The 21370-nt window shown below is 57.2% G+C and carries 19 protein-coding genes, 1 other RNA gene and 1 pseudogene; 11 read left to right on the forward strand and 10 right to left on the reverse strand.

Annotation, left to right across the window (positions count from 1 at the left end; all coding sequences use genetic code 11):
• The first annotated feature begins 68 nt into the window (after window positions 1-68).
• Window positions 69-550 (forward strand): annotated as a pseudogene (gene ybaK / locus SOPEG_RS21345) (Cys-tRNA(Pro)/Cys-tRNA(Cys) deacylase YbaK).
• 380 nt (window positions 551-930) lie between these two features.
• The gene (gene ybaL / locus SOPEG_RS21350; RefSeq protein ID WP_025246862.1) at window positions 931-2619 is read left to right on the forward strand and encodes a YbaL family putative K(+) efflux transporter; all 1689 of its coding nucleotides are present in this window, start codon (window positions 931-933) and stop codon (window positions 2617-2619) included.
• A gap of 125 nt (window positions 2620-2744) precedes the next feature.
• Here the strand turns inward: ybaL and hemH are convergent, their stop codons facing one another.
• From hemH to apt, 7 genes are all read right to left on the reverse strand, one after another.
• Complete coding sequence (hemH, locus tag SOPEG_RS21355; protein ID WP_025246863.1) at window positions 2745-3710, reverse strand: ferrochelatase; 966 nt, start codon at window positions 3708-3710, stop codon at window positions 2745-2747.
• A gap of 629 nt (window positions 3711-4339) precedes the next feature.
• Window positions 4340-4984 (reverse strand): adenylate kinase, encoded by a 645-nt coding sequence (adk, locus tag SOPEG_RS21365; protein ID WP_025246864.1) that lies wholly within the window; start codon window positions 4982-4984, stop codon window positions 4340-4342.
• A 367-nt stretch (window positions 4985-5351) separates the two neighbouring features.
• Complete coding sequence (gene htpG / locus SOPEG_RS21370) at window positions 5352-7253, reverse strand: molecular chaperone HtpG (protein WP_200867845.1); 1902 nt, start codon at window positions 7251-7253, stop codon at window positions 5352-5354.
• 142 nt (window positions 7254-7395) lie between these two features.
• Window positions 7396-7962: a recombination mediator RecR gene (gene recR, locus SOPEG_RS21375; protein WP_025246866.1), complete on the reverse strand. Its 567-nt coding sequence runs from the start codon at window positions 7960-7962 to the stop codon at window positions 7396-7398.
• Window positions 7962-8291 carry a YbaB/EbfC family nucleoid-associated protein gene (locus SOPEG_RS21380; RefSeq protein WP_025246867.1) on the reverse strand — a complete coding sequence of 110 codons (330 nt, stop codon included), beginning with the start codon at window positions 8289-8291 and terminating at the stop codon, window positions 7962-7964. Before SOPEG_RS21380 ends, recR begins: the two co-directional genes overlap by 1 nt.
• Window positions 8292-8350: 59 nt before the next feature.
• Window positions 8351-10759 carry a DNA polymerase III subunit gamma/tau gene (dnaX, locus tag SOPEG_RS21385; protein ID WP_025246868.1) on the reverse strand — a complete coding sequence of 803 codons (2409 nt, stop codon included), beginning with the start codon at window positions 10757-10759 and terminating at the stop codon, window positions 8351-8353.
• A gap of 74 nt (window positions 10760-10833) precedes the next feature.
• Entirely contained in the window at window positions 10834-11385 is a 552-nt protein-coding gene (gene apt, locus SOPEG_RS21390) for an adenine phosphoribosyltransferase (RefSeq protein ID WP_025246869.1), read from the reverse strand.
• A gap of 259 nt (window positions 11386-11644) precedes the next feature.
• Between apt and priC the strand changes: the two genes are divergently transcribed.
• Together priC and SOPEG_RS25640 are read left to right on the forward strand one after the other, a co-directional pair.
• The gene (gene priC / locus SOPEG_RS21395) at window positions 11645-12175 is read left to right on the forward strand and encodes a primosomal replication protein PriC (RefSeq protein ID WP_025246870.1); all 531 of its coding nucleotides are present in this window, start codon (window positions 11645-11647) and stop codon (window positions 12173-12175) included.
• Window positions 12176-12283: 108 nt separating this feature from the next.
• Complete coding sequence (locus SOPEG_RS25640; RefSeq protein ID WP_071882037.1) at window positions 12284-12433, forward strand: DUF2496 domain-containing protein; 150 nt, start codon at window positions 12284-12286, stop codon at window positions 12431-12433.
• A gap of 29 nt (window positions 12434-12462) precedes the next feature.
• Here the strand turns inward: SOPEG_RS25640 and acrR are convergent, their stop codons facing one another.
• On the reverse strand, window positions 12463-13122 hold the full coding sequence (gene acrR, locus SOPEG_RS21400; RefSeq protein ID WP_025246871.1) for a multidrug efflux transporter transcriptional repressor AcrR: 660 nt from the start codon (window positions 13120-13122) through the stop codon (window positions 12463-12465).
• Window positions 13123-13266: 144 nt separating this feature from the next.
• Here acrR and SOPEG_RS21405 point away from each other — a divergent pair, with 144 nt between their 5' ends.
• The 6 genes from SOPEG_RS21405 to SOPEG_RS21425 all read left to right on the forward strand — a co-directional run bounded on the left by SOPEG_RS21405 (window position 13267) and on the right by SOPEG_RS21425 (window position 19347).
• On the forward strand, window positions 13267-14463 hold the full coding sequence (locus SOPEG_RS21405; RefSeq protein WP_025246872.1) for an efflux RND transporter periplasmic adaptor subunit: 1197 nt from the start codon (window positions 13267-13269) through the stop codon (window positions 14461-14463).
• Window positions 14464-14481: 18 nt separating this feature from the next.
• Complete coding sequence (locus tag SOPEG_RS21410) at window positions 14482-17646, forward strand: efflux RND transporter permease subunit (RefSeq protein WP_025246873.1); 3165 nt, start codon at window positions 14482-14484, stop codon at window positions 17644-17646.
• 151 nt (window positions 17647-17797) lie between these two features.
• The gene (locus SOPEG_RS21415; protein ID WP_025246874.1) at window positions 17798-18055 is read left to right on the forward strand and encodes a type B 50S ribosomal protein L31; all 258 of its coding nucleotides are present in this window, start codon (window positions 17798-17800) and stop codon (window positions 18053-18055) included.
• Window positions 18056-18075: 20 nt separating this feature from the next.
• Entirely contained in the window at window positions 18076-18216 is a 141-nt protein-coding gene (ykgO, locus tag SOPEG_RS25645) for a type B 50S ribosomal protein L36 (RefSeq protein WP_071882278.1), read from the forward strand.
• A gap of 521 nt (window positions 18217-18737) precedes the next feature.
• A complete protein-coding gene (gene tomB, locus SOPEG_RS21420; protein WP_025246875.1) occupies window positions 18738-19097 on the forward strand; it encodes an Hha toxicity modulator TomB in 360 nt (119 codons plus the stop codon).
• A gap of 46 nt (window positions 19098-19143) precedes the next feature.
• Window positions 19144-19347 (forward strand): HHA domain-containing protein, encoded by a 204-nt coding sequence (locus SOPEG_RS21425; RefSeq protein WP_011410544.1) that lies wholly within the window; start codon window positions 19144-19146, stop codon window positions 19345-19347.
• 494 nt (window positions 19348-19841) lie between these two features.
• Here SOPEG_RS21425 and ffs read toward each other — a convergent pair.
• Window positions 19842-19938, reverse strand: an RNA gene (gene ffs, locus SOPEG_RS25650) — signal recognition particle sRNA small type.
• Between the two features lie 202 nt (window positions 19939-20140).
• On the opposite strand from ffs, the gene SOPEG_RS21430 reads away from it, so the two are divergent.
• Window positions 20141-20470: an MGMT family protein gene (locus tag SOPEG_RS21430; RefSeq protein WP_025246876.1), complete on the forward strand. Its 330-nt coding sequence runs from the start codon at window positions 20141-20143 to the stop codon at window positions 20468-20470.
• A gap of 320 nt (window positions 20471-20790) precedes the next feature.
• On the opposite strand, the gene SOPEG_RS21435 is transcribed toward SOPEG_RS21430, so the two are convergent.
• On the reverse strand, window positions 20791-21351 hold the full coding sequence (locus tag SOPEG_RS21435) for a YbaY family lipoprotein (RefSeq protein ID WP_025246877.1): 561 nt from the start codon (window positions 21349-21351) through the stop codon (window positions 20791-20793).
• Window positions 21352-21370: the final 19 nt, after the last annotated feature.

Genomic DNA, 21370 nt, shown 5'->3' on the forward strand with positions numbered 1-21370 from the left:
GAATCATTTACCCGTTCCGCCGCTTGCGCTACCCTGAACGCCTGAACTTCTGTCATCAGGATCCCGTCATGACGCCCGCGGTCACGTTATTGGAAAAAAAACGAATTCCTTTTATCCTGCATGCCTACGAGCACGATGCCAACGAAACCCATTTTGGCGAGGAAGCGGTGCAAAACTGGGGCTGAGCGCCGATCGCGTTTATAAGACCCTGCTGGTCTGCCTGAACGGGGAAGCGCGGCAGCTGGCGGTGGCGGTCACCCCGGTTTCGCTGCAGTTGGATTTGAAGAAAGTCGCGCGCGCCCTAGGCGCCAAAAAAGCGGAAATGGCCGATGCGCTGCTGGCGCAGAAAACCACCGGTTACCTGGTCGGCGGCATCAGCCCGCTTGACCAGAAAAAACGCCTGCCGACGGTCATTGATGCGCCTGCTCAGGCCTTCGCGACAATGTTTGTCTCGGGCGGCAAGCGCGGCCTGGATATCGAGCTGGCGCCGGCGGATTTGCAAAAGTCGTTGGATGCCCTGTTTGCCGATATAGCCAAACGCGAGGTCTAACCCCAGTTCCTATCCTTCTCCGGCGCAGGCGGCGTCAATGACCGCCGCTCACGCGGCGTCGCCGTTTTAATACCTTGTTGGCGCAGTTAAACGGCGGAAAATCCGCCATTGTGGGCCTGCGCCGCCGAAAAAGCGGCCTTTTTGCTAATCGTAGCGAAATTTTATTGCGCTGCACGCGGCGGCAAAGCAAAATCCGGCCGCAGCGCCAGGCTCACCGGTAGGACGCGACGCAGGATTTGCCTTGAGAAATGGCGCGTTACCGTTTTTTCCTTCATTTCATTTTATTTGTCAATTTTAAGTAAAAAAACGTTCACTCATAGGCAAGATCCCCTAAACTGAATATGTAACACTTTGTATCAACCGATGACAGAGGAGTCCTGATGCATCATGCCACACCGCTCATCAATACCATTGTAGGAGGGCTCGTCCTGGCATTTTTGCTCGGGATAGCAGCAAATCGGTTGCGTATCTCCCCGCTGGTGGGATATTTGGCCGCCGGCGTGCTGGTCGGTCCCTTTACTCCCGGGTTCGTCGCCGATACTTCGTTGGCGCCTGAGCTGGCAGAGCTGGGGGTGATCCTGTTGATGTTCAGCGTCGGGCTCCATTTCTCCTTAAAAGATCTCATGGCGGTGAAGCACATCGCCATTCCGGGCGCCATCGCGCAAATTGCGGTGGCGACGCTCCTGGGCATGCTCTTTTCCTCCGTCATGGGCTGGACGTTACTCAACGGTCTGGTGTTTGGCCTGTGCCTGTCCACCGCCAGTACCGTAGTACTGCTGCGCGCCCTGGAGGAACGGCAGCTGATTGACAGCCGCCGCGGCCAAATCACCATCGGTTGGCTTATCGTTGAAGATTTGGTCATGGTGCTGACGCTGGTGCTGTTGCCCGCCTTCGGCGATATCCTCGGCACCCAGGGTACCGGCAGTGCGCAACTCTGGCGCGAGCTGGCGTTGACTATCGGTAAAGTGGTCGCCTTTATTACCCTGATGATCGTGGTGGGCCGCCGGCTGGTGCCGTGGGTGCTGGCCAAAAGCGCCAGCACCGGCTCCCGTGAATTGTTCACCCTCGCCGTACTGGCGCTGCTGGCTCTGGGCATTGCTTTCGGCGCGGTAGAGCTCTTTGGCGTCTTCTTTGCCCTCGGCGCCTTTTTCGCCGGCGTGGTGTTAAACGAATCCGAACTCAGCCATCGCGCCGCTCACGACACGCTGCCGCTGCGCGACGCTTTTGCGGTATTGTTTTTTGTCTCGGTGGGCATGCTGTTCGACCCCACTATTCTGCTGCGCGAGCCGCTAGCGGTGCTGGCGACCCTGGCCATTATCTTGCTGGGAAAATCGGCCGCGGCCTTCGCGTTGGTCAAGCTGTTCGGCCTGTCGCTGCGCACCTCGTTAACCATCGCCGTTAGCCTGGCGCAAATCGGGGAATTCGCGTTTATTCTCGCCGGTCTGGGTATCGCGCTCAACATGCTTTCCGAACAAGGGCGCCATTTAGTCCTGGCCGGTGCCATTCTGTCAATCATGATCAACCCGCTGATGTTCGCCCTGTTGGAGCGCTATCTGACCCGCTACGATAATGAAAGCGATGCCAGTGAACCACAGCAGGAGGAGAATGCCCCGTTACCGCCGTCGATAAGCCACCACGCGCTGCTGGTGGGCTATGGCCGCGTGGGCAGCCTGATTGGAGCAAAGCTGCTACAGGCGGGCGTGCCGATGGTGGTGGTGGAAAATACCCGCGCCCGCGTGGATGCGCTGCGTGATCAGGGGATCAATGTGATGCTGGGCAACGCCGCGCGGACCGAGACTATGGCGCTGGCGCGGCTGGACACCGCCCGCTGGCTGCTCGTGACTATTCCCAACGGTTTTGAGGCGGGAGAAATTGTGGCGCTGGCGCGCGAACAGCACTCCGATTTGACCATCATCGTCCGCGCACATTACGACGATGAGGTGGACTACATCACCGAGCGCGGCGCCACGCAGGTAGTGATGGGGGAGCGGGAAATCGCCAACAGTATGATTGCCCAGCTGCAGCGGGAAATGGAGCAAACGCCCCTGCAGCCTTCCTGCGCGGTTTAGGGCCGCGCGGGCGAGCGCAGGTGGCAAGCATCGACAGCCGCAAATGCGAGCTGTCTTTAGCCGCAAGCACGAGCATCGGCAGCCGCAAACATGGGCTGCATGCGGCCGCAGGCGTCCAGGGACAGTTATCGCAGCTCCGCCATAACCAGCTGACGCAGCATCTCCACATGGGCCGCATCGTCGTTCAGCGCCGGAATATAATGGAACGCGCTGCCGCCGGCATGTTCAAATATTTCCCGATTTTGTACCTGAATCTCTTCCAGCGTTTCCAGGCAATCGGCGGCGAAACCGGGGCAAATCACCTGCACCCGCTTCACCCCCTGCGACGGTAGGCTTTTCATCGTTTCATCCGTGGCGGGCAGTAACCACGGATCGCGGCCGAAGCGCGACTGAAAAGTCATCAGCACCTGTTCGGCCGGATAATCCAGCGCCGCGGCCAGGGCCTGGCGCGTGACATCGCACCGCTGCGGATAATCATCTCCCTCTTCAGCGTAGCGCTGCAGTATACCGTGGAAAGAGAGCACCAGGCGATCCGGCCTGCCGTGCCGTGCAAACACGTGCGCAACTCTGGCGCTCAGCGCGGCAATATACGCCGGATGCGCCGCGTAATCGCGAATGAAGCTTATCGACGGTAAGCGGCGGTAACGCTTCAGGCTGCGCGCTACCGCATCCCAAATCGCGGCGCTGGTAGAACAGGAATATTGCGGATACAGCGGCAGGATGATAAGCCGGGTGATGTCTTGGGCGATAAGCCGCGCCAGCGCCTGCGGCAGCGCCGGCTGGCCATAGTTCATCGCCAGTTCCACCGCGACATCCGGCAGGCTGGCGGCCAGCGCCTGCTGCTGACGACGGCTGTAAACCAAAAGCGGCGACCCTTCTGCCATCCAAATGCTTTGATACAGTTTTGCCACCCTCGGCGAACGCAACGGCAGGATCACGCCGTACAGCAGCGGTAACCACAGCGCGCGCGGTGTATCCACCACGCGCCTGTCGCTGAGAAATTCGGCCAAATAGCGCTTGACCGCCTTGGGGGTGGGGGCTTCCGGCGTGCCCAGATTGACCATCAATACGCCGTATTTTTCCTGCCTCATTGCCGTTTCCTTATCAATTCGTCGCTGGCGCTAACTCCATGAATTTATCAGGGTTACACCCGCTGTCGGAGAAGGTATTGTAGCGGAAAAGCGGCCTTTGAGAATGGTTATCATCCATTATCATTGCAATAGGTGATGTCTGATGCAACGTACTCTGGATGTCGCCGGCGCGCAGGAGCGTCGTACGCGATGGCGTCATTCCTTCGCGGACGCACCGTTCGCGGGTCGTAGGGTGAGAGTGCGTCGTTCGAGGGTAAGACGTGGGAAAGCGGGTCGCCAGCAAAACGCCCAGACCAGCGCCTGTCGGCTCATACCGACGGCACGCTTCGCAGCTAACCAGCTTACGGCCCGCGCCCGAGCATAAGCAACACTGCCGCCGTGCCCGGCGCCGGCCAGTGGCCTCGATCGGCCCGGTAAGCGAGACAATCGCCCGGCAGGCTCACTGCCGTCCTTGCATCAGCCGATATCAACGGCCCGCACGGCGAAAAGGGGGACTGCCGTAGCGGCCATTCAGGCCCGTGCGCCAGCCGAGCACAGCGGACGGCGCGCAAACTATCGACGTCGGCCACCGTTTCCGCACACGCCGCTGCTTGAAGAGGGCAACAACGGCCTAAAAATTCGGCGGTGAATCAGCCGAGGATAGCGGCCAGCTCGGCGCTGACCTCGTTCACATTGCGGGTGCCGTCAATGGTGAAATAGCGGGTATTGCCTGCATCCACTTCTTTACGGTAGTAGTTGATCAGGGGCGCGGTCTGTTGATGGTATTCCACCAAACGCTTGCGTACGGTGTCTTCCTGATCATCCTTGCGGGTGGTCAACGGCTCGCCGGTGACGTCATCCTTGCCTTCCTGTTTGGGCGGATTAAACTTCACATGATAAACCCGACCCGAAGGCGCATGCACCCGGCGACCGACGATACGGTCGATGATAAGCGAATCCGGCACCGTGAACTCCAGCACATAATCCACCGCGATGTCCGCCTCTTTCATGGCATCCGCCTGGGGAAAGGTACGGGGAAATCCATCCAGTAAGAAACCCTTGCGGCAGTCGTCTTGTTTAATACGTTCTTTGACCAGCGCGATCACCAGCTCGTCGGTCACCAGTTTGCCGGCATCTATGAGCGCCTTGGCTTGCTTGCCGAGTTCGGATTGCGCTTTCACCGCGGCACGTAGCATATCGCCGGTGGAAATCTGCGGAATGCCGTACTTCTCCATGATAAATTGTGCCTGAGTGCCTTTACCAGCACCCGGAGCGCCCAGCAGAATGATACGCATTGCGTCAATCCCCTTGCTAATCCAAAAGTATTTTTAAAATCTGAAAAAAAACGATAAACCATACCACTACCGGCACGCATTCCTCAAGCAACCGATATCGTTGGCGGCGGTTGTTCGCGACTTTCGGATTTGCCTGAGGAAAACGGCCCACCGCTGGCGCATCCGATCATAACGCAAAACCGTGCTGGTGGCGCGGAAATATCGTGGCAAAGGGAAACTTTTAGCGCCTATCAGCCAGGGAAAACCACCCGCGAGACCAGCAGGAGGCGTGTTCCGCGCGGCCTAAGCGCGTACGCGGCTAAAACGCCCGTGGCGCGCAGAGAAAGCGGCAAATCCGCCCTTAATCGGAAGATTTGCCGCGCTAACGTTAAGCGTTCAACAGTTGGTTCATACGGCGGATGAACTGGTTAGGATCCTCAAGGGTACCGCGCTCGGCCAGTAACGCCTGATCCAGCAGCAGCTCTACCCAATCGCCAAACGCGCCGTCATCGGCCAGATCGGCGGTGCGTTTTACCAGCGGGTGCTCCGGGTTCAGCTCGAAGATATACTTGATCTCCGGCGCGGCCTGGCCTGCGGCGGCGAACAGTTTGGCCATTTGCGTCGTCATATCATTGGCGTCAGTGGTGACGACCGCAGGAGTATCGGTCAAGCGATGCGTCAGCCGCACCTCTTTGATGCGCTCGCCGAGATAGCTCTTCACGCGCTCAACGAAAGGCTCAAGCGCTTTTTCGGCCTCTTTTTGCTCTTCGTTTTCCTCATCGGCCAGTTTATCCAGCGAGGGATCGGCTTTGCTGACAGACTGGAAAGCTTTACCATCAAACTCCGTCAGATAGCTCATCATCCATTCATCGATACGATCGGAGAGCAGCAGCACTTCGATGCCTTTCTTACGCAGTAGCTCCAGATGCGGACTGCTCTTGGCGGCGGCATAGCTGTCGGCGGTGATATAGTAAATTTTCTCTTGCCCTTCCACCATGCGGCCAACGTACTCTTCCAGCGCGACGGTTTGCGCCGGGCTATCGCCGTGAGTCGAGGCGAAACGCAGCAGTTTGGCCACCGCTTCACCGTTGGCGGGATCCTCGCTCGGCCCTTCTTTCAGCACCAACCCGAACGCTTGCCAGAACGATTGATACTGTTCAGCGTCGTCTTTGGCCAGCTTTTCCAGCATCGACAGAGTGCGTTTGGTCAGCGTACCTTTTAGATTCTGCGTAATCCGGCTGTCTTGCAAGATTTCCCGCGACACGTTCAGCGGCAGATCGTTGGAATCAATTAACCCCTTCACGAAACGCAAATAGTTCGGCATGAATTGTTCGGCATCATCCATGATGAATACGCGCTGCACGTAGAGTTTAAGCCCGTGTTTGTGCTCACGGTTCCACATATCCCAAGGCGCCTTTGCCGGGATGTAAAGCAGGCTGGTGTATTCCTGTTTCCCTTCGACGCGGTTGTGGCTCCAGCTTAACGGGTCGCTGAAGTCATGAGACAGATGCTTATAAAATTCTTTATATTCCTCGTCGCTGATATCGGCCTTGTTACGGGTCCACAGCGCCTGCGCTTTATTGATTTTTTCCCAGGTCACGACCTCTTCGTCGCTGCCTTCTTCGTCACTGCCTTCCTCGTCGCTTTTAGTCCGCGTCTCGATTTCCACCGGCAGCGCGATGTGGTCGGAGTATTTGCCGATGACGTTTTTAAGGCGCCAGTCGTCGAGGAATTCGTCCTCGCCCTCGCGCAAATGCAGGGTGATCTCCGTCCCACGCTCCGACTTAACGATATCGGCAATGGTATAATCACCCTCGCCGGCGGATTCCCAAAACACCCCTTCGTCGGCATTCGCGCTGGCGGCCCGGGTGCGTACGGTGACTTTGTCCGCCACGATAAACGCCGAATAGAACCCGACGCCGAATTGGCCGATAAGCTGGCTGTCTTTTAGCTGATCGGATCCCATCGATTCAAGGAAAGCCTTGGTGCCGGATTTGGCAATGGTTCCCAAATTGTCGATCACTTCGTCACGGCGCATGCCGATACCGTTATCGCTGAGCGTGATCGTGCGTTTCTCTTTATCGCAGGACAGACGAACGCGCAAATCGCCGTCCCCTTCGTATAAATCCGGCTGCGACAGAGCGCGAAAACGCAGTTTATCCGCCGCATCCGATGCGTTGGAAATCAATTCGCGCAGGAAGATCTCTTTATTGGAATAAAGGGAATGGATCATCAGGTGAAGCAGCTGCTTTACTTCCGATTGGAATCCGCGGGTTTCTTGTCCTTTCATACTCATGTTTTACCTCAATCCAAATGCGACCAAACAGACGGTTAAAGACGGCAATGATGAACAAATGGGGTTAAGACGAAGGGATTTCAAGCGGTAAGAAAAAAAAGCGCGCCAACGACCGGCGAACCGGCCTGAGACGAGGTTAGAATTTAATCGGGTGGCGACCGGCCAGCGTGGTGCCGTCCACCATTTCAAACTCGCCGCCAACCGGCACGCCGTAATGCGCGCACAGTTCGGCGATATAATTGGCGGTGGCTTCCCCCTCCACCGTCGGGTTGGTGGCGAGGATCACCTCCTGGATGCGCTCGCTCTCAAGCCGCTCCTGCAGCCGGCTGAGACCGATATCGTTCGGGCCGATACCGTCAAGGGGCGACAGGTGCCCCATCAGCACGAAATAGCGCCCGGCGAATTGGCCGGTCTGCTCAATGGCGTGAATATCCGCCGGGCTTTCGACCACGCAGATCTGGCCGGACTGCTGCCGGCGGGGATTCACGCAAATAGTGCAGATCGCTTGTTCGGTGAAGGTACGGCAATCGGCGCAGTGGCCGATTTCCGACATCGCGCGGGTCAGCGCCTGCGCCAGGCGCATCCCGCCGCTGCGATCGCGCTGCAACAGGTGGAAAACCATACGCTGCGCCGATTTCGGCCCGACGCCCGGCAGGCAGCGCAAGGCCTCCGTTAATGCCTCCAGTAATGGACTGATTTGCATCAGAACGGCATTTTAAAACCAGGAGGAAGCTGCATGTCGCTGGAGACGGCGGCCATCTTTTCCTTCTGGGTTTCAGCGACACGGCGGGCGGCGTCGTTGAACGCTGCGGCGATCAGATCTTCTAGCATGTCTTTATCATCTTCCAGCAGGCTGGGATCGATTTCGACACGGCGGCAATTGTGCGCGCCATTGATGGTGATCTTGACCAGGCCGGCGCCCGACTCACCGGTCACCTCCAGCTGCGCGATCTCTTCTTGCATGCTCTGCATTTTTTCCTGCATTTGCTGGGCCTGCTTCATCAGATTGCCCATTCCGCCTTTACCAAACATAGTCTTCTCTCTCAGTTGCGTCGGGCCGCACTGGCGGCATGCTGCCGCAGCGCGGCGGGTTATACGGGTCGGATACTGTCTTCATCCAACTCGGCGTCAAAAAAGCGCCGCAGCATTTGAATGTGCGAATCGTTCATCATCGCTTCCCGCGCCCGCATCAGTTTCTCTTCGTAAATCGCCTGGCGCCATTCCAGCGGCGTTTTCATCGCCGAATTATCATCTTCCGTTACGGTTAATTCAACCGGTGCGCCCAAATCGGCGCTGAGCGCGTCGCGCAGGGCGTTTTGCGCTGTCGCCGAATTCAGATGACGCTGCGAGGCGCGCAGGTGCAGACAGACCTTGCCCGGCGCCAAATCTTCTTTCCAGGCGTTCAGAGCAAGCTGCTGCACCAGCTTGGGTACCGCCAGCCGATGCACCTGCGCCGCCCAGGGATCGCGTTCCAGAGATTCTTCCGCCAGAGACAAGGCCAGTTCCGGCGTTTTTTCATGCTCCAGCGCCGTGCGCAGCGCTTTCGGAGTGGTCACCGGCGCCGGCTCAGCTTCAGCCTGCTGGCTGGCACGCCAGCGGTAAGCCTCCGGTCGCGGCGCTTTCACCGAATCTTCCCGTCCGGCGGCAGGCTGACGCTGCTGGGCACGTTCGCCCACGGTGGTCAGCCGCTCCAGCACGCTGACGGCCGCTTTCTGGCGCGCCGGCGCCGGTTCAGCCTTTTTTGTTTTTTGGCTCTCCTGACGTCGCAGCAAGGCGGTACGGGCCTGCAAGAGCTGCGCGGTCGCGTCCGGCAATGGACTATCGCCGCCGGGGGGCGGAGCGGGCGGCTCGACATTTTCCGGCATTACCGCCCCCGGCTGCCATTCAGCCTGCGCCTCATCATCATCGAAGCCGCTGGCGGCATACGCCTCCATAAGGCTTTCATCCGCACTGTCAACCGCAGTGGCTTGCCGGGTAGTGGGCGCGCCGCCGCCCGGTAGAGACGGGGTCTGCCCGCCGGTCAACGTTGGCGCAGAAACGCCAGCGGCCGGTTTATGCCCCGGTGCCGCCTGTCCAGCGACATGGCCGGCATGCGCATTGTGCGTTGGGCTATCGCTCCCGTCGCCCCCCTGGGCACCTGCCGCCTTGTCAGACGCAGAGAGGCGCCCTTGCCCCCCATGGGGACTGGGCACCCTTTCAGACGCCGCCAGGGGGGCTATGTCCGGTGCCGCGCCCGGCCGGCCCTTAGCGAGGGGGGGGGCATTAACGCCGGCGCGCGACGTCACGCGATCCGCGGACGCGGCCCCTGAGGCGACAGCTGCGTCGGCGGCAGGTCCGCCCTGGCCGGCGGCGGAGCTAAATTCAGCTGTTTTTTTTTCCGCGTTGGCCGGTATCACCGCCTCTTCCACCGCAGCAGGATGAAACGCCAGCGCGCGCAATAGGGTCATTTCAACCCCCATCCTGGGGTCCGGTGCGAAAGGCAGCTCTTTGCGCCCTATAAGCAAGGTTTGGTAATACAGCTGTAAATCGGCCGGAGGAAGGCGACGGGCCAATTCCCGCAAACGCGGCACGATGCCGGGGTCTTCCTCATCGTTCAGTTGGTCCGGCAAAAGCTGCCCCATCGCGAGACGGTGTAGCAAAGAGAGCATTTCCAGGAGCAGAGTTTCCCAATCCATACCGCGAGCGGCGCATTGCGCAAGCTGCGCCATCATCGCGCCGCCGTCGGCGTCGGCCAGCGCTTCGATAAGCACCAGCGGCTGCTCGGTGTTCAACGTGCCGAGCATGAGGCTTACCGCCTCAGCGCTAACCTCCCCCTGCCCCATGGCGATAGCCTGATCGGCCAGGCTCAGGGCGTCACGCATGCTGCCGTCGGCGGCACGGGCCAGCAGTTGCAGCGCGCGCGGCGCGGCGGCGATATGCTCCTGCTGCAACACCGTCGATAGCTGACCGCGGATTTGCTCGACGTCGAGCGCTTTTAAATGGAATTGTAAACAGCGGGAAAGGATGGTCACCGGTAGTTTCTGCGGATCGGTGGTGGCCAGTAAAAATTTGACGTGCGCCGGCGGCTCCTCCAGCGTTTTTAACAGCGCGTTGAAGCTATGGCGAGACAGCATATGCACTTCATCGATGAGATACACCTTGAAGCGGCCACGCGCCGGCGCGTACTGGACGTTATCCAGCAGATCGCGGGTATCCTCAACTTTGGTCCGCGAGGCGGCGTCGATTTCAATCAGATCGATGAAGCGGCCCTGCTCGATTTCGCGGCAATTATCGCACTGGCCGCAGGGGGTGGCGGTGATACCGGTTTCGCAATTCAGCCCTTTCGCCAGAAGACGGGCGATGGTGGTTTTACCCACGCCGCGGGTGCCGGATAACAAATAGGCATGATGGATCCTGCCCAATGATAGGCCGTTCGTCAGCGCCGTCAGGACATGCTCCTGACCTACTACATCGGCAAATGTTTGCGGACGCCACTTACGGGCAAGCACCTGATAGCTCATGAGTCGCGATTTACGTCGGAGGAACAGAGTGCCATGCTAACACAGCCTCACACCGCAGCGCGAGGCTGTTGTCATCAGTGGCCGGGGAAGAGCACCAGACTGTAACTCGTTACGCCGATACCGTTGAGAAGCGTTTCACCGCCGAGGTCGACCAGATTGATAACGAAGGCCGCATCCTGCACATCGCCGCCGAGCCGCCGGATAAGCTTAACCGTGGCGCCGATGGTCCCGCCGGTGGCGAGCAGATCGTCCACCACCAGCACTTTATCGCCGGGGACGATGGCGTCTTTATGGATTTCCAGGCTGTCGGTACCGTATTCCAGCACGTAGTTTTCGCTAATGGTTTCACGCGGCAGCTTGCCGGGTTTGCGCACCGGCACGAACCCCAGCCCCAACGCCAGCGCGACCGGCGCGCCGAACAAAAATCCGCGCGCTTCGGTGCCGACGATTTTGGTCAGCCCTGCATCGCGATAACGATCGGCCAGCAAGGCGATGCTGGCGGCATAGGCATGCGGATCTTCAAGCAGACTGGTGACATCGCGAAACAAAATACCGGGTTTCGGATAGTCTGGAACCGATTTTATGCTTTGCTTGATTAATGCTAATTGTTGTTCCGTAGCGGTCATAGTGGGTATGCCTGGAAAGCCTTTATTCATCATTAACGCGGTTCTTGTCATGGCTAAATAAGACTGACCGCGCACGAAAGCGCCCAAATCTATGCAAACTGCCGCGAAAATGCAACCTCCGGCAAACGCAGAGAAGGCAAATATTGACGTGGCGCAAGCTGCACCAGCCGCCCCCGCGCGTTAATGCTGTGCATCGCAGAAAACGACGGGGTATTATCATAAAAGTCGACCCCGATGTCATTCATTACAGGTAAATGGCGTGCACGCATCTCAACTGATTACCGTTCTTGGCGCCCGTCTAAACGATTTAGCCGTACGCATCGAAGCCCAGGGACACCCTGTTGTGAAGCAATCCCGTTTCGATCATCTGCTCTTTAGCACCCGCGGCAACCGCCTGGGCGATTATTTGTCCGAGAGCCGCGCAACGCTTGCGTATTTGACCAGCGCGGTGAAACAGGGCCGTACCGAACGCGTGGCCTGGCTGGCCCAGCGGCTAACCGATCAAATGTTGGCGCTCTCCCGCGAACTGGCCACGCAAAATCTGCACCAGGCGGCCCCCGCCGCCGCGCCGGAGGATATTTACGCCCGCCTGGCCGAGCATCAGGACTATGAGCGGCGGCTGCTGTCGATGATCCGCGATCGCGATAGCCTGCTCGCCGCCGCGGACGATCTGGCCTGCGCGCGGCAGTTGCAGCAGGAAATCGCCGCGCTGGAAGGCCGTCTACAGCGTTGCCGGCAGGCGCTGACCCGTCTCGAATACCAGATAGAGCGGCGCGAGCGGGGCGAATAAGAAAAAAAATTCGCCCGGCGACACAAATGGATTACCTGCTCATCTTTTAGAGTGTAAATAATATTCTCTATACTTGAGTTTACAGCCTGAGTTGAGCAGGAGCGCGAGGTGACCCTCGAAGACGAATCCCCCGAAATCAAACTGGCGGTCGATTTGATTATGCTGCTTGAAAAGAACGAACTGGCACCAGAGCTGGTGCTGGCGGCGCTGGAGATTGTCAAAAATGATTATTTGCGCAAAGCGGATACGGTGGAATAAACGTTGATCGTCTTTGCGTGGGCACGCCGTCAGACGGTTTGGGGGGCGTCGTGTTGCTCGCAGCGCAACATCGGGCTCATGCGCAACATGTCGATCAGCGCGAAAACCAGAGTGCGCGAGTCGGCCTGCAAATCAAAGCTCCCGGGAATGAACAACCAATTTTCCATGAGGCCAGACATAGAGGCGCGCAACATGATCGCCGCACGGCGGTAGTGCAGGGTCGCGGGCAGTTGCCGTTGCACGATGCAGCGACCGAGCGTGGCCTCAAGCCGGCCGTAACATTCGTCGAAAAGCTGCGAACGCACTTCTTGATACAGCGCCATTTTACCCACAAACTCGCATTTATGAAACACGATTTCCATAAGCTCGCGCCACTGGCGATTGGATACGGTAGCGTCAAGAATGTAAATCATTGTCTCGGTTAACACATAAAGTGGATTGTCTGGATATTTTGTCTGATACTCTGTTTCAAAATCTCGGACCTTACTGTCAGCCGTGTGAAGTATTTCATTAAATAACTCGGCTTTATTTTTGAAGTGCCAATAAATCGCGCCGCGCGTCACCCCGGCCAATGCCGAGATATCATTGAGCGAGGTGGCGGATACCCCTCTCTCGGAGAAAGCCTTAATTGCGGCGTCCAGTATATGCTGGCGGGTTTCCTGAGCCTGTCGTTTGGTTTTTCGTGCCATAGTGCCGTTTTGAAGTGGTCTTTGGATTTACATACATTCAAAAATGTATGTAACATAGCATAATGAAAAATGTCGCGCAGCACTGTCTTTGGGGCTTGTGATCACTTGATCAATTTTTTCAAATCGGAATCTTGGGGTTTATCTATGAACAAAAACAGAGGGCTATTGCCTCTGGCGGCCGTTCTGATGCTTTCCGGCAGTTTTATTCTCGCAGGCTGTGATAATAAAGAAGCCGCGCAGGCAGGCAATCAGCAGCAGGCTCCCGAAGTGGGCGTTGTGACGCTAAAAAAACAAGCGCTTAATGTCACCATCGACTTACCGGGCCGCACCGCCGCTTTCCGGGTCGCGGAAGTCCGTCCACAGGTCTATGGCATTATCCTGAAACGTAATTTCGTCGAAGGGAGCGATGTCACGGCAGGCGTCTCTTTGTATCAAATTGATCCGGCCACCTATCAGGCCGCCTATAACAGCGCCAAGGGCGATTTGGCGCAGGCGCAGGCGAATGCCGGCATCGCGAGGGTGACGGTAAACCGCTATAAGAAACTGCTCTCCACCAGCTATGTCAGCCGCCAAGACTATGATCAGGCGGTTGCGACGCTGGCGCAAAACGATGCGGCCGAGCAAGCGGCGCAGGCGGCGCTGGAAACCGCCCGCATCAATCTGGCCTACACCCGCGTCACTTCCCCGATAAGCGGCCGCATCGGCAAGTCCGCCTTTACCGAAGGCGCCTTGGTCACCAGCGCGCAAACGACCGCGATGGCGACCGTTCAGCAGTTGGACCCGATGTATGTCGATGTTACCCAGTCGAGCAATGACTTCATGCGTCTGCGTCAAGAGCTGGAAAACGGCACGTTGAAACAGCATGACGGTAAAGCGACGGTGCGCCTGCTGATGGAAAACGGCGGCGAATATGCACAGACGGGTACGTTGGAATTCTCCGATGTCACGGTGGATGAAACCACCGGCTCCATTACGCTGCGCGCTATTTTTCCGAATCCGCAGCATACGCTACTGCCGGGTATGTTTGTGCGCGCCAAATTGGACCAGGGTATCAATGAAAACGCTTTACTCGTGCCTCAACAGGGCGTCACCCACACGCCCCGTGGCGAGGCGAGCGCCATGGTGGTCGGGAGCGACAATAAAGTCGCGATCCGTCAGATCACGGCACCGCAGGCCATCGGCGATAAATGGTTAGTCACCGCCGGATTACAAGAAGGCGACAAGGTCATCGTCGCCGGCGTGCAAAAGGTGAAACCCGGCATGCAGGTCACCCCGAAAGAAGTGACCGACCAGGAAAAACAACCGGAACAACCGCAGCCTGACACCGCCAGTAAGTCTTAACAGGAACGGGTAACCCTTATGTCTAAGTACTTTATCGATCGGCCCATCTTCGCATGGGTGATTGCCATTATCATCATGCTGGCGGGGGCGCTATCGATTCTCAAGCTGCCCATCGAACAGTATCCGGCTATCGCGCCGCCGACGATCCGTATCACCGCTACCTACCCCGGGGCGGACGCCTCAACGCTGCAAGATAGCGTGACGCAGATAGTCGAGCAGAATATGAACGGCATCGACCATCTGATGTACATGGCCTCCGACAGCGACTCGTCCGGCACCGCGACCATCACCCTGACCTTTGAATCGGGTGCCGATCCGGATATCGCCCAGGTCCAGGTGCAGAACAAACTGCAACTCGCAATGCCGCTGTTGCCTCAAGAAGTTCAGCAACAAGGCGTACAGGTACAGAAATCCAGCGCCAGCTTCCTTATGGTCGCCGGTTTTATCAGCGATGATAAAAACATGACCCAGGAAGATATCGCGGATTATGTCGGTTCCTCCATCAAGGATCCGATAAACCGTACCAACGGCGTGGGCGAAGTGCAATTGTTCGGCGCCCAATATGCAATGCGTATCTGGCTCGATCCCAATAAGCTAAATAATTTTCAGCTAACGCCGGTGGATGTCATCAGCGCGCTGGAGGTCCAGAACAACCAGATCGCCGCAGGCCAGCTGGGCGGTTCGCCGCCGGTGAAGGGGCAACAGCTTAACGCCTCGATTATCGTGCAAACCCGGCTGAAAACCGCCGAGGAGTTCGGCAAAATCCAGCTGAAAGTCAATCCCGACGGATCGCAGGTGCGGCTGAAGGATGTGGCGACCATCGCGCTGGGCGGAGAGAGCTACGATATTATCGCCCGCATCAACGGCCAGCCCGCCACCGGTTTGGGGGTTAAACTCGCCACCGGCGCCAACGCGCTGGATACCGCCAACGCGGTTAAAGCGGAACTGGCGCGGCTTCAGCCCAACTTCCCCGCCGGACTGAAAGTGGTTTACCCTTACGACACCGCGCCGTTTGTGAAGATCTCCATCACCGAGGTGGTGAAAACGCTGGTGGAAGCCATCATCCTGGTGTTCCTGGTGATGTATCTGTTCTTGCAAAATTTCCGCGCGACGCTTATCCCGACCATCGCGGTGCCGGTAGTTCTGCTGGGGACATTCGCCATCCTGGGAGCGTTTGGTTATACCATTAACACATTGACGATGTTCGCCTGCGTGCTCGCCATCGGGCTGCTGGTGGATGACGCCATCGTGGTGGTGGAAAACGTCGAGCGCGTAATGGCCGAGGAGGGGCTCAGTCCCATTGAGGCCACGCGGAAATCGATGGGCCAGATCCAAGGCGCACTGGTAGGGATCGCGCTGGTACTCTCCGCCGTATTTGTGCCGATGGCGTTTTTCGGTGGCTCGACCGGCGCTATTTACCGTCAGTTCTCTATCACCATCGTTTCGGCGATGATTTTGTCGGTTATCGTGGCGCTGATTCTGACCCCGGCGCTGTGCGCCACCCTGTTCAAGCCCATTAAAAAAGGCGCTCACGGCAAGACCACCGGCTTTTTCGGCTGGTTTAATAAAAAGTTCGACCAGAGTACCCACCACTATACTGACAGCATCGGCCACATCTTAAACAGCACCGGTCGCTATTTGTTGATTTATCTGCTGATTGTGGTGGGTATGGCGTTACTGTTTATTCGCCTGCCCACGTCGTTCCTGCCGGATGAGGATCAGGGCGTCTTCCTGACGATGACGCTGCTGCCGGCGGGCGCCACCCAGGAGCGCACCCAGAAAGTGCTGGATGAGGTGACCCAGTATTATCTGAACAACGAAAAAGACAATGTCAGGTCGGTGTTCACGGTCAACGGCTTTGGTTTCGCCGGCCGGGGGCAGAACTCCGGTATCGTGTTCGTCAGCCTGAAGGACTGGGGTGAGCGTTCCGGGGCAGACAACAAAGTGCCCGCGATTACCGCCCGCGCCAACCAGGCGTTCTCCAAGATCAAAGACGGCATCGTGCTGGCGTTTAACCTGCCCGCGATCGTCGAACTGGGGACTGCAACCGGTTTCGACTTTGAGCTTATCGATGAGAACAATCTGGGGCATGAACAGCTGACCGCGGCGCGCAATCAGCTGTTGGGGATGGTGGCGCAGCATCCTGATGTGTTGCAGGGCGTCAGGCCCAACGGTCTGGAAGATACCCCCGAATACAAGCTGGATGTCGATCACGAGAAAGCCGAAGCGCTGGGAGTTTCGCTGTCGGATATCAACACCACCATCGGTGCGGCGCTCGGTGGCAGCTATGTTAATGACTTCATTGACCGCGGCCGCGTGAAGAAGGTCTATGTCCAGGGTGACGCGCCCTACCGTATGCTGCCGCAGGATATCAATAACTGGTATGTACGCGGTTCGGATAACCAAATGGTGCCCTTATCGGCGGTCACGACCTCACGCTGGCAATACGGTTCGCCGCGTCTGGAGCGCTATAACGGGCTGCCGTCGATGGAGATCCAGGGGGAAGCCGCGCCCGGTAAGAGTACCGGTGAAGCCATGGCATTGATGGAGCAGCTGGCGGGCAAACTGCCGACGGGAATCGGTTACGACTGGACCGGAATGTCCTACCAGGAACGGTTATCCGGCAATCAGGCCCCATCGCTGTATGCGATATCGCTCATCGTGGTGTTCTTATGCCTGGCGGCCCTGTATGAGAGCTGGTCTATTCCGTTCTCGGTCATGCTGGTGGTACCGCTGGGGGTTATCGGCGCCCTGCTGGCGGCGACGCTACGCGGTTTAAACAATGACGTTTACTTCCAGGTTGGTCTGCTGACCACCATCGGATTGTCGGCCAAAAACGCCATATTGATCGTGGAATTCGCCAAGGATCTGATGGAGAAGGAAGGCAAAGGACTGGTAGAAGCCACTTTGGAAGCGGTACGTATGCGTTTACGACCGATTCTGATGACCTCGCTGGCCTTCATCCTCGGCGTATTGCCACTGGCGATCAGCATCGGTGCCGGCTCAGGCTCGCAAAACGCGGTCGGTACCGGCGTCATGGGCGGGATGGTTACCGCTACCCTGTTGGCAATTTTCTTCGTACCGGTGTTCTTCGTGGTGGTACGCCGCCGCTTCGGTAAGACGGGCCATCAGGACGAACTGGAACATGGACATCCCGTGGACAACCCGTCGCCGCGGCCGTAAGCGCGACGTCGTCATCCCCTCACACCAGGGCCGCTATTGCGGCCCTTTTTCATGTCTTGCGGGCCGAGACGATCCCCCGCCCGGCGATTGTATAATGTCTTCCCTGACGCTATAATTAATATGTTATAACATTATAATTAGGAGCAGCATGATGAAACCCGCTATTCATCCCGTTTATCGTCAGGTGGTTTTTCACGACACCACGGCCAACGTCTACTTCAAAGTCGGTTCGACCATCGCGACCACGCGCTCTGTGGAATACGAGGGGGCGACCTACCCCTATGTCACTCTCGACGTCTCAAGCGCGTCGCATCCCTATTACACCGGGAAGCAGCGTACGGTAGCCAAAGACGGGAGTACCGCACGTTTTAATCAACGCTTTGGCCGTTTCCTCGGTCAACAAGGTTAACCCTCAGGAGAAACCAGCAGATGCAGGTATTAAGTTCCCTCAAGAGCGCCAAAACGCGTCATCCCGACTGTCAGATTGTTCGCCGGTGTGGGCGCGTGTATGTCATATGCAAATCCAACCCCCGCTTCAAGGCGGTACAGGGACGCAAAACACGCTGCTGACAATTATGGCGCTGGGCGACCGGGGCCGGGACAGAAAGACAGTACAGCTGCGCCGAGGGAATACCTTCGGCGCTTTTTATTTGTGTCGTCGGGGCGTGAAACGGCATAGGCATGATTATGGTAGGAGAAATGCGGGGATTTACGCATATTTGTAAATAAATATTGTATTTGAGTGAATAAGAAGAAAACACTCTTTTATTTAGCCGACATGCCTGCTAATTTTAAAGTATCCATCATGCATCAGCACTGATAAAAGTAATTCAGCCGTATCGTTTCATTCCGCACCAGCACGCCGGCAATGAGAGAACGCTGAGACTCCCATCCCAACGCTGTTTACCTGAGCCCTGCTGTCACGGCTGGCTATGACTCAGGGACTGTAAGTTAATGTAAGCATGGGATGCCAAACCGCCCAAAATATCCTATCTTTAATCTGGAATGGGCGAATTGAGCAGTGGGTATCGATCCATGTCCCCAGCCGGGTTTTAAGATTACTGCAATTGCTATGTGTTAGGAGGGCTGATATGGATGAGTATTCACCCAAACGCTACGATATTGCGCAATTGAAATACCTGTGTGAAAATCTCTATGATGAAGGCATTGCCAGTCTGGGTGACAGCTATCATGGTTGGGTAAATGACCCAAGTTCCGCCGTCAATTTGCAGCTTAACGAATTAATTGAGCACATAGCGGCGAATATTGTCATCTTCAAACTTAAATACCATAATGAAAGTGAGCTTACCGATCAGGTTGAAACCTTTTTAGACGATACTTTTACCCTGTTCAGTAGCTATGGCATCAATAATTACGATATCCAGCGCTGGCGTCGCAGCCGCAGGCGTTTATTCGGAACATTCTCGGAGACAGAGCTCTGTACAACCTGAGAAAGTAGTAACTCACCCGTTCAACTGACTGTACAAAAAGGTAAAAATGAAAAAGATCGACTATTTAATGCGCTTGAGGAAGTGCCGAACGCTGGAAACCCTCGAGCGTGTGATTGAAAAAAACAAATATGAACTGTCTGATGATGAACTGGAGATATTCAATTCCGCCGCCGATCATCGCCTGGCGGAACTGACCATGAACAAGCTGTACGACAAAGTTCCAGTTTCTGTCTGGAAGTATGTACGCTAAAACTGATTATTCTAAACATAATGTTAGTGTTAATAAACATGACTATTAATACCTTTTTTTGCCCTCCGGCAATTAAATAACCTATTGCTTGCCCCTGCTGATAACCGTTCTTTTTCGCGCCATTGACGTCAGGTTAACCTCCTATTGTCTGGCGCGCGACGCGGATGTAAATGGCCAGTGCGTTATCATACTGGTTAATAACATTATTGGTCTTCTCCAAGCGCAGGTCCCAAGCGGTGATGTCAAGTGCATATTACGTCGGATTTCCCTCATTTTTGCGGGACGGCCTTGGCGTTATTTCGTACGATTGTATTTTTACAGGTGCCGGACGGGAATGTACTGACCGGCAGATACAATTTCGGCACGTCATTAATAAAGGACAATTGCGGAAAAAACACCGCTTATTTCCCGGTAAAGGGAGGATAACCTCGGCGCCGCGGGCGGGTAGGCCCGAGAGAGAGAGCAAGATGAATGCGGGCTGAATTGGGTGGAGGCCCCGCCAGCGACATCCCGGCACACACGTCGCCTGCTGCGGCTGCTTCCTTCCGGACCTGACCGAGTTCACAGGGTAGTGTTGCGAGAGCACCCACGGGGCCTCCAGTGACGGCTCGTTTCAAACGAGCGCGGGGCATTATCAATTAAGGCTTGGGTAATTGCAAGCCAGGGCGGTTTAAGCGCCGTTTTCTTATCCAATATGTTTCACACGTATCGCTTCACCGCCGGCGGGTTGCGGTCGCCGGGCTAAATGTGACAGGATAATTCCCACGCCGAATTCAACTGCAGAATTGAAAATATGTCCGATCCCTCTCACGATAATTTTCGTCAGCGCGTTTATCAGATCGTGGCCGCCATCCCTTATGGCCGATTAACCACCTATGGTGATGTGGCGCGTCTGGCCGGCGCACCGCGCGCCGCTCGGCAAGTCGGCGGGCTATTGAGCCAGCTGCCCGAGGGCAGCAAACTCCCCTGGCATCGAGTGGTTAATCGTCACGGCGCTATCTCGCTAAGCGGCGAGGATTTCTACTGCCAGCTCAGGGTGCTGCAGGCCGAAGGGCTGTTGTTACAAAACAGCGGCCGGTTTGATCTCGCCCGCTGCCGGTGGCGTCCAGAAGACGGCGATTAAGCGTTTATCGCCAGCCGCCGTGGTGATAGGGGGCGGTACCGAGCGTTCTTGGTTGGCGTCTGGGCCTGTGCAGCGCGAGCGTCGTCAGATGGCCACGATTTATCACCGCAGCCTCGGTAAACGCAGGCCGCCCTGGGAGCCGGCTCGCCATCGGAAGCGGCCGTTGGAATGACGGTCGCCGGAAGCGACCCTCGGTATTGCGGTCGCCGGAAGCGAACACTGGGAGGACGGCCACCGGGAGCAGGCATTAAGAAGAAAGCCGCCAGAAGCGGCCATTCGGACCAAGGCCGCCAGGACGCGCGGCTGCTGTCGGATAGCCGTTAAAAGGACGTCGGCGCCGGGATGCTATCCGAAGGGGTCACCTGCGTTGGCGAACTTAACGGCACCGTGGTAGCGGGTTGAGTTTGCGTCGGCAAGGCAACCGACTCAACCGGTACCAAGATCAAATCGTGGCGCGCTCCGCCTTGGGTGACCGCCATTTTTACCTGCTCGGTGATCATCACTACGCGGCCATCAACCGTAATGGCGGCACTTAACAGGATGCGGCCATTGGGCTGAATATCCGAGGGATTAAACGGCAATACAAAGCTGAACGGAGCTTGCTTGCCGTCCGTGCGCACCACGCGCTGCGCGATGACTTTGGACGGGGTATCAGGAATCGTGGCATCGGATAGCGTGACCGTCAGCGCCGCGTTAGGCGGCAGCGCGATGCGCTGGCGGATATACACCGTACCGCTGACCGCCGGCTGGCTGATGGCGCCCTGCTGGGCGGTGCCCGGCGCTTTAAACGCGGGGGTGGGAATGTTGGCGCTTTTATCCGCGCATCCTGCCAATGTGGTGCCTAGAGCGACACCCGCAATGATTTGCCAGACCCTGTACACGATTCTGTGTAAATGCCTT

This window comes from Candidatus Sodalis pierantonius str. SOPE (assembly GCF_000517405.1).
In the GTDB taxonomy this organism is placed as follows: Bacteria; Pseudomonadota; Gammaproteobacteria; order Enterobacterales; family Enterobacteriaceae; genus Sodalis_C; species Sodalis_C pierantonii.